Annotated in this window: 9 protein-coding genes; 3 read left to right on the top strand and 6 right to left on the bottom strand. The window is 37.9% G+C overall.

Annotated elements, in window-relative coordinates; genetic code table 11:
- Window positions 1–354: 354 nt before the first annotated feature.
- The 4 genes from FPQ10_RS12925 to FPQ10_RS03240 all read right to left on the bottom strand — a co-directional run bounded on the left by FPQ10_RS12925 (window position 355) and on the right by FPQ10_RS03240 (window position 2,575).
- Window positions 355–522, bottom strand: a complete 168-nt coding sequence (locus FPQ10_RS12925; protein ID WP_186278516.1) for a hypothetical protein — start codon at window positions 520–522, stop codon at window positions 355–357.
- 71 nt (window positions 523–593) lie between these two features.
- A complete protein-coding gene (locus FPQ10_RS03250; RefSeq protein WP_255439647.1) occupies window positions 594–1,487 on the bottom strand; it encodes a DsbA family protein in 894 nt (297 codons plus the stop codon).
- Window positions 1,488–1,514: 27 nt separating this feature from the next.
- On the bottom strand, window positions 1,515–1,898 hold the full coding sequence (locus FPQ10_RS03245) for a globin domain-containing protein (protein ID WP_144160103.1): 384 nt from the start codon (window positions 1,896–1,898) through the stop codon (window positions 1,515–1,517).
- 98 nt (window positions 1,899–1,996) lie between these two features.
- Window positions 1,997–2,575: a CYTH domain-containing protein gene (locus FPQ10_RS03240; protein ID WP_144160101.1), complete on the bottom strand. Its 579-nt coding sequence runs from the start codon at window positions 2,573–2,575 to the stop codon at window positions 1,997–1,999.
- A gap of 137 nt (window positions 2,576–2,712) precedes the next feature.
- Here FPQ10_RS03240 and yjbM point away from each other — a divergent pair, with 137 nt between their 5' ends.
- From yjbM to FPQ10_RS03225, 3 genes are read left to right on the top strand one after another with little or no spacing between them, the layout of a single operon-like run.
- Entirely contained in the window at window positions 2,713–3,327 is a 615-nt protein-coding gene (gene yjbM, locus FPQ10_RS03235) for a GTP diphosphokinase (protein WP_144160098.1), read from the top strand.
- Between the two features lie 34 nt (window positions 3,328–3,361).
- A complete protein-coding gene (locus FPQ10_RS03230; protein ID WP_144160095.1) occupies window positions 3,362–4,174 on the top strand; it encodes an NAD kinase in 813 nt (270 codons plus the stop codon).
- A gap of 24 nt (window positions 4,175–4,198) precedes the next feature.
- On the top strand, window positions 4,199–5,074 hold the full coding sequence (locus tag FPQ10_RS03225; RefSeq protein WP_144160092.1) for an RluA family pseudouridine synthase: 876 nt from the start codon (window positions 4,199–4,201) through the stop codon (window positions 5,072–5,074).
- On the opposite strand, the gene FPQ10_RS03220 is transcribed toward FPQ10_RS03225, so the two are convergent.
- On the bottom strand, window positions 5,053–5,598 hold the full coding sequence (locus tag FPQ10_RS03220; protein ID WP_144160089.1) for a hypothetical protein: 546 nt from the start codon (window positions 5,596–5,598) through the stop codon (window positions 5,053–5,055). The genes FPQ10_RS03225 and FPQ10_RS03220 overlap by 22 nt on opposite strands.
- An 82-nt stretch (window positions 5,599–5,680) precedes the next feature.
- A complete protein-coding gene (locus FPQ10_RS03215) occupies window positions 5,681–6,859 on the bottom strand; it encodes an FtsW/RodA/SpoVE family cell cycle protein (RefSeq protein WP_144160086.1) in 1,179 nt (392 codons plus the stop codon).
- Between the last annotated feature and the right edge of the window lie 82 nt (window positions 6,860–6,941).

Here is a 6,941-nt window from a genome sequence, read left to right as displayed (position 1 = left end):
AAAGTCCTATAGAGCGGCTCTATACGCCCGAATGATTGAAAAAACCTACAGGAAAGTCCTATAGAGCGGCTCTATACCCCCGAATGGTTGAAAAAACCTGCAGGAAAGTCTTATAGAGTGGCTCTATACGCCCGAACGGTTGAAAAAAAGTACTAGAAAGTCCTATAGAGCGAAGATTATGGGAAATATTATTCTCGAAACGATGTCGTGCACTGTTAAAGGAATTGGATTAATATTTCTTAAGTACTTAATTGTTCGATCAAGTGTGCTAATCGTTCAAAGCAGTGCTATCATCTTTTAAGATTTCACGCTCAAAGCACCGCGCTAACCGCACTACTTCTGTTCGTATACTGTTTATCTCCGTCGAATGGAGTTCTTCTGCGAAACAGTGTAAATAAATATAAAGATGACAGTGAAAAAAAGTGGAAACGTAAAAAAACGAGGTAATAGTTCCATCATTCCTAAGATGTTCACTAAAAAAGCCCCGATTAATAATAATAGCCAGCCTAAGACGATCAACATAGCGATCAACTCCTGTCTACTATTATATTACGGGGCAGGTAGATAAAGTATGAGTACTAGAATCATTAAATTTATGTCGTTTGTTTATACATCCAAAAACTTCCGTACTTTGCATGAATTCTTTCAATTCGATTGTTAAATGATAACTTTAATAATTCTCTTTCTGTTTTCTTCATTGACCAATCAAAGACAAAAGCGACTTCTTTTGTCGCGACGAATTGATGTTCGGCCAAGAAATCAATCAGACTTGGTTTAATACTTGGTGAAATGTGTTTTCCTATGACCTCCATTAAAGCTCGCTCATACAGTTCATAGTCAAATGTACTGGTAATCTTGAGACCATCATATTCATCTTCACGATTGAATAAAACAATTGAAGGTGTTTGGTCAACTTCCATTTCACGTGTTAAGTTTAAATCTCCCAATAAAGCATGTTTGGCTGCTTCAGAATGTAAATCTTTTTGAAATTCTTCGACATCCAAATTGACTCGTTCGGCAATTTTTACTAGATTTTCAATTTCGGAGATATTTTTCTTGCTTAGGAATAAATATTCACGAACCTTGCGTAAATATCTTGTGCCAGCTCGTTGTCCTTGTAACTCTGCAGCTTTAATTGCAAGAGAGACAGGCCAAGGTGATGTTTCAGGATTGACTAGCCAATAATCTGGATCACAACACATTCCAGTCATTTTTGCTGTTTGATCCCAATCGTTGATTTTCTCTCGTATATAAGCTGGAGTCGGATTATATAAAGAAGACAGTGACCCGGTAATAATCGGCCTTAATTTAAAATAATGTCCGTACTCACTGATCAACTTTTTAATATACGGTTCAAAGGACCAACATTCTGGGCACATCGGATCTATAAATAAGTACATTTCTAATGGTTTATTTAGATAATGGTCAATTTGGGAATCTTCTTTCGATGCTAGCTCGACAATAACTTGCGATGACTTCTCTTCCACATCGATTTCCCCTTTCCCCCTATAATACTATTCGGGCGTATTCATCATATGATTTGCAGTCATACGTAAACGCTCAAACATTGCACTTCGGTATGGTTCCTCTATTTCTACTTCATCCAACGCTGCATCCATACACGCTAGCCAAGCATCACGCCTTGTTGGCGTAATAGGGAACGGTGAATGTCTTGCGCGCATCATTGGATGGCCTCGTTCTTGAACATACAGATTCGGCCCACCGAAAAACTGAGTTAGAAATAATTTTTGCTTTCTTGCTGTCTCTGTCAAATCTTCTGGAAAGATTGGAATCAAATCAGGGTGCTTGCCGACTCGTTTGTAGAAAGCATCGACCAATTTATTGATGGTTTCAGCTCCCCCAATGTCATCGTATATATTCGCTCTTTGAACAGTCATGAATTAGATCCTCTCTTTCTGATACTTCATTATTGTAGCAACGCTCTTTCTATCTATCAAATATTATGTCTTTTGACGTTACTTGAAAAATTTTCAATTTATTGTGAGTCTGATTGTTTTGCTGAAAAGAACCGTTTGATTTTGCTTTCAATACGACGTCGTTCAATCTGATAGGTTGTCAGAATTTCTTGAAGCATGTTCTCTGCCTTTTGTGTGCTCGGTGCTTCAATTTCTAGCTCGTAATCTTCTTGCTGATGATAAATACTATGATCCAATACGAGCAAACAATCATCTTTTTGTATTTCTTGTCGGTAGGTCGTTAACTGTCCGTAGTATTGAATCGACTTCTCTGAGATATTTAGTTTTTCGATTTGCTTCCGAATGTTTGGGCCAAGTGACACATGGCCGTTCATCCATGCTTTGGCAACTTCATCGTCCAGTTCGTCATGTGTTTCCAGTAACCCTTCTGACTGAGGTTCTTTTAATGTGGAAACATAGCTTCCTTTTTTGAATCGAATACGAAGTGCCGAGCTGGCATTTTTTAGTTGAAAGTCACTTGTCTCGAAATAGTGATTCGTTTGCTCTTTCATTTGCGCTTCTTTAAATAACGTGTTTTTTAGATATGTATATTCTTCATCGTTCAGCTCGTTTTTTAGTTCAATTTCAATTTCTTGCATAGAGCCACCTCCTGGCTGCAAATCTTCTTCTTATTATCCGATATTATTAGGCATATGGCAAAGATTCTGACCATAATTAATTTGTGATACAATGGAATATGGAAAATCAGTAAGTTGGAGAAAGTAGGAATGCAGCTATGAATTGGGATATTTTCTTAGCGCCTTATACACAAACCGTTGACGAGCTGAAGATCAAGCTAAAAGGAATGCGAAAGCAATTCGATTATGAATCCCGCCATTCACCGATTGAATTCGTAACCGGAAGGGTAAAACCTATTACAAGTATCATTGAAAAAGCGAAGCGGCGTGGAATACCACTTTCGAAAATGGAAGAGGAAGTACAAGATATCGCAGGGCTTCGCGTAGTCTGTCCTTTCGTTGAAGATATTTATGAAATCGTTGAATTGATACGGGAAAGACAAGACTTTGAAATTATCGAGGAAAAAGATTATATTGAAAAAAATAAGGAGAGCGGCTACCGTTCTTATCATATTGTTATTCGCTATCCGGTAGAAACAATCTATGGGGTGAAGAACCTTTTAGCCGAAATTCAAATCCGAACTCTCGCGATGAATTTTTGGGCGATCAATGAACATTCACTTAATTATAAATACTCAGGGCAACTGCCAGAGGAAGTCCAAACAAGACTGCGTAATGCAGCAGAAGCAGCTTTCCGGTTGGATGAAGAAATGTCAAAAATCAGACAGGAAATCCAAGACGCCCAAAAAGTGTTCAGAAGAAAAAAAGATTAATGGATTTTCATTCGAAGAGAAAAGGAGTATTTCTATGAAATTTTATGTACAGTGTAGAGGAGATAGCGTTTCGAAGGAAATCAAATCGAAATTTAAAAGCTACTTATCTGAATTCGATATGGATTATGATGAAGAAGAGCCGGACCTAGTCATTTCAGTTGGTGGAGACGGAACGTTACTTGAAGCATTTCATCGTTATAATCATCGATTGAAAGAAACAGCTTTTATTGGGGTTCACACAGGACATTTAGGATTTTATGCAGACTGGATTCCAAGTGAATTGGAAAAACTGATCATTGAAATAGCTAGAACGCCATTCCAAGTCATTGAGTATCCTTTGTTAGAGCTAATCATCCGTCCAAAAGATTATGAACATGAACACCGTTATCTTGCACTGAATGAAACATCTGTAAAGACAGCGGAAGGCTCAGTTGTCTTGGACGTGGAAATCAAAGGGGAACATTTTGAAACATTTCGAGGTGACGGTCTATGTATCTCAACCCCATCAGGATCGACAGCTTATAACAAAGCATTGGGTGGAGCGATCATCCATCCCTCGTTAGAAGCCTATCAAATTACCGAGATGGCATCGATTAACAATCGTGTATTCCGTACAGTCGGCTCACCGTTAATATTGCCGAAACACCATACAACGGTATTACGGCCTAAGAATGATCGAACATTCCTGATTACGATCGATCATTTGACAATGAGTTTCAATCAAGTGCATTCGATTCAATGCCGTGTTGCAGAAGAACGAGTACGCTTTGCTCGGTTCAGACCATTTCCGTTCTGGAAACGAGTACATGATTCATTTATTTCTAATGCCAGAACAGAAAATGATTAATTGTCCGTGTAAGGGTGAAACAAAATGAGATGGAAAATCACTGATGAATATAGCCAATCAACCGTACGTGATTATTTACTTCATGTACGGTTTTTTTCGAATCGATTATTGAAAGATGTAAAAGAGCGTGGAGAGATTCGGTTGAACGGGGAACATGTGACTGTGCGTACAAAACTTATATCTGGTGATCAATTGGAGATACAATTTCCAGAAGAAGTTCGGTCCACAACGATTTCTCCCATGCCGTTAGAGATTGAGAAAGTTTACGAAGATTCAGCTATCCTCGTAGTCAATAAGCAAAGTGGATTGGCTGTCTTACCGAATCCCAATGATGCAAACATGCCAACATTAGCGAATGGCGTTATGCATGATTATCAAAAAAGAGGTATAGAGAAGACGTTTCACATTGTCACTCGGTTAGACCGGAACACCTCCGGCTTAGTCGTTATCGCAAAAGATCGATATACACACCATTTGTTGCAACAAAGACCAATCGATCGAAATTACCTAGCAATCGTTGAAGGGGATATGAAAGAAGAGGAGGGGATCATTGATTTGCCGATTGGTCGAAAACCGACTTCTATCATTGAGCGAATGGTCTCAGAAACAGGAAAACGAGCAATTACTCATTTTCGTTTACTCGAAAAAAAGAATAATTGCTCGTTTATAAAGATTCAATTGGAAACAGGTCGGACACATCAAATTCGAGTCCACTTTTCTTATATGGGGCATCCACTTGTTGGGGATGATTTATATGGAGGTTCAACACAGTTGTTAAGTCGACAAGCGTTACATTGCCAGTCGCTCAGTTTCATTCACCCATACAGCGAAGAACGAATTCATTTTAATAGCCATTTGCCAAACGACTTGAAATCCATTTATGCTTCTTTCTCTTCATAAGGGACATCATTTCTTTTTAATAATACCTTCATGGTTCCGACATCCCCGGCATGTTTCTGAGAAAGCGTAAAATCTTTCTTTTCATCAGGAAGATGAAAGGAAATTTCTGTTTCGTTTGCTGCATCGTCATAAGTGAAAGCAGCACTTTCAATTTCGGACCATGTAAAATTCTCTTTATCTAACGGTTTTTTTATGGTGATTTCATCTACTGCAAACATATTGTACAAATTAAAACTTACGTAACTTAAGCCAAGACCAATGACTAACATAAGAATCCCGGCTGCTTTAATCATTTTTCGTTCGAAAATCATTAAAATGCAAAACATGACAAAAGAGAGTGTGCCAATACCTAATAAGATATTAGCAATAATCGGCACATCAATTAAAAAAACATTTGTTTGATTGTGCTCATATAAATAGTACAAGATCATATTTGGTCCAATTAATGAAACTAAGATCCCAGTGATTCCAAGGATGATCGCTCCGATCACCCACAAAACCTTCCGTTGTACTTCTTCGTCCATACTTTCCCCTCCGCTAATCAACCGTTTTCCCCATCATAAGAATTCATTTGTTGTCTATGTCTCTATTAATATAATGATTGAATTATTGTTCAGATTCAAACATAAATTCTCTTTTACGAGAATGAATATTTAGAACGAGACCGATGGCTGCCATATATACAAGCAAGGAGGTACCTCCATAACTTAAAAATGGCAATGGAATTCCCGTTAAAGGTAATAGTTGGACAGACATTCCGATATTTTGAAAGATTTGATATGAAAATAACCCAACCATACCAACGCATAGGTACGTACCGAATGGATCTTTACTATCTAATGCTATTTTAATGATTCGGTAGATCATCAAAAAATAAAGTACGATGACAACACTGGCACCGATAAAACCAAACTGCTCAGCAACTGCTGTGAAAATCATATCCGTATGTCTTTCAGGAATATAAACTTCAAAGCCCATAATTCCTTTACCAAATAATTGGCCAGAACCGATAGCGAGCATGGATTTAATTGCTTGCATAGCTGATCCGTCACTGTACAGATGAGGATTTTGCCATGCTTGAATCCGATAAGCTACGTGATCGAATGGGCTGTCCATTAATAAGGCAATGAATCTTTCGGTGTTTGTTAGATATAAAACAACAATGACAGCCAACGTACCAAAGGCAAGTCCAAAAATTGTAAGTAAAGTTCTCCAACGTATTCCAGAAATCAATGTAAGAAAACCAGTGATCGAAACAATTACCAAAGCAGAACCTAGATCAGGTTGTAGAGCAATTAAAACGAAAGGAGGCAAAGACATCGCTAATAACTTGGCTAACAAAACCAAGTCATAGGTTAGATTTTTCTTTGTCCATTTTTCATTGTGTGATGTAATCATGTGAGCCAATCCGACAACGAAGAAAACTTTCATGAATTCGGAAGGTTGAATGGTTTGGCCAGCAATTTCATACCATCGTGTAGCTCCGTTCAATGTCGAGCTCCAAGGTAAGAAAAACAGTCCTGCTAGTAAAAACACACCGAACCCATAAATGCCCCAAGCAATCTTTCGGTACCAATCAAAATCTAATATCATGATGGCGGCGACACCCATACTACCTACTAAAAACCAAATGATTTGCCGGATGGAAAATTTGATTCCTGATATGTCACCGGGCAAGAAATCCTGTAACGTATATAAAGTAAAGCAACTGATGGCAATCAATGCTACAATGATTGTAATTAAAAAAGAATCTAAAGGATATTTTTCTTTAGAGTAGTTTTCCATGTATATTCCCCTTATAAGGTTTGTTTCTTTTTAATCATACGTCAATTCTCGACAATTTAAAATAGATGAGTCATTTGTCGAA

This window comes from Allobacillus sp. SKP2-8, assembly GCF_007559355.1.
GTDB classification, from domain to species: domain Bacteria; phylum Bacillota; class Bacilli; order Bacillales; family Alkalibacillaceae; genus Allobacillus; species Allobacillus halotolerans.
The sequence above is the reverse complement of the archived record's forward strand: the minus strand, read 5'-3'. Positions and strand labels throughout refer to the sequence as shown.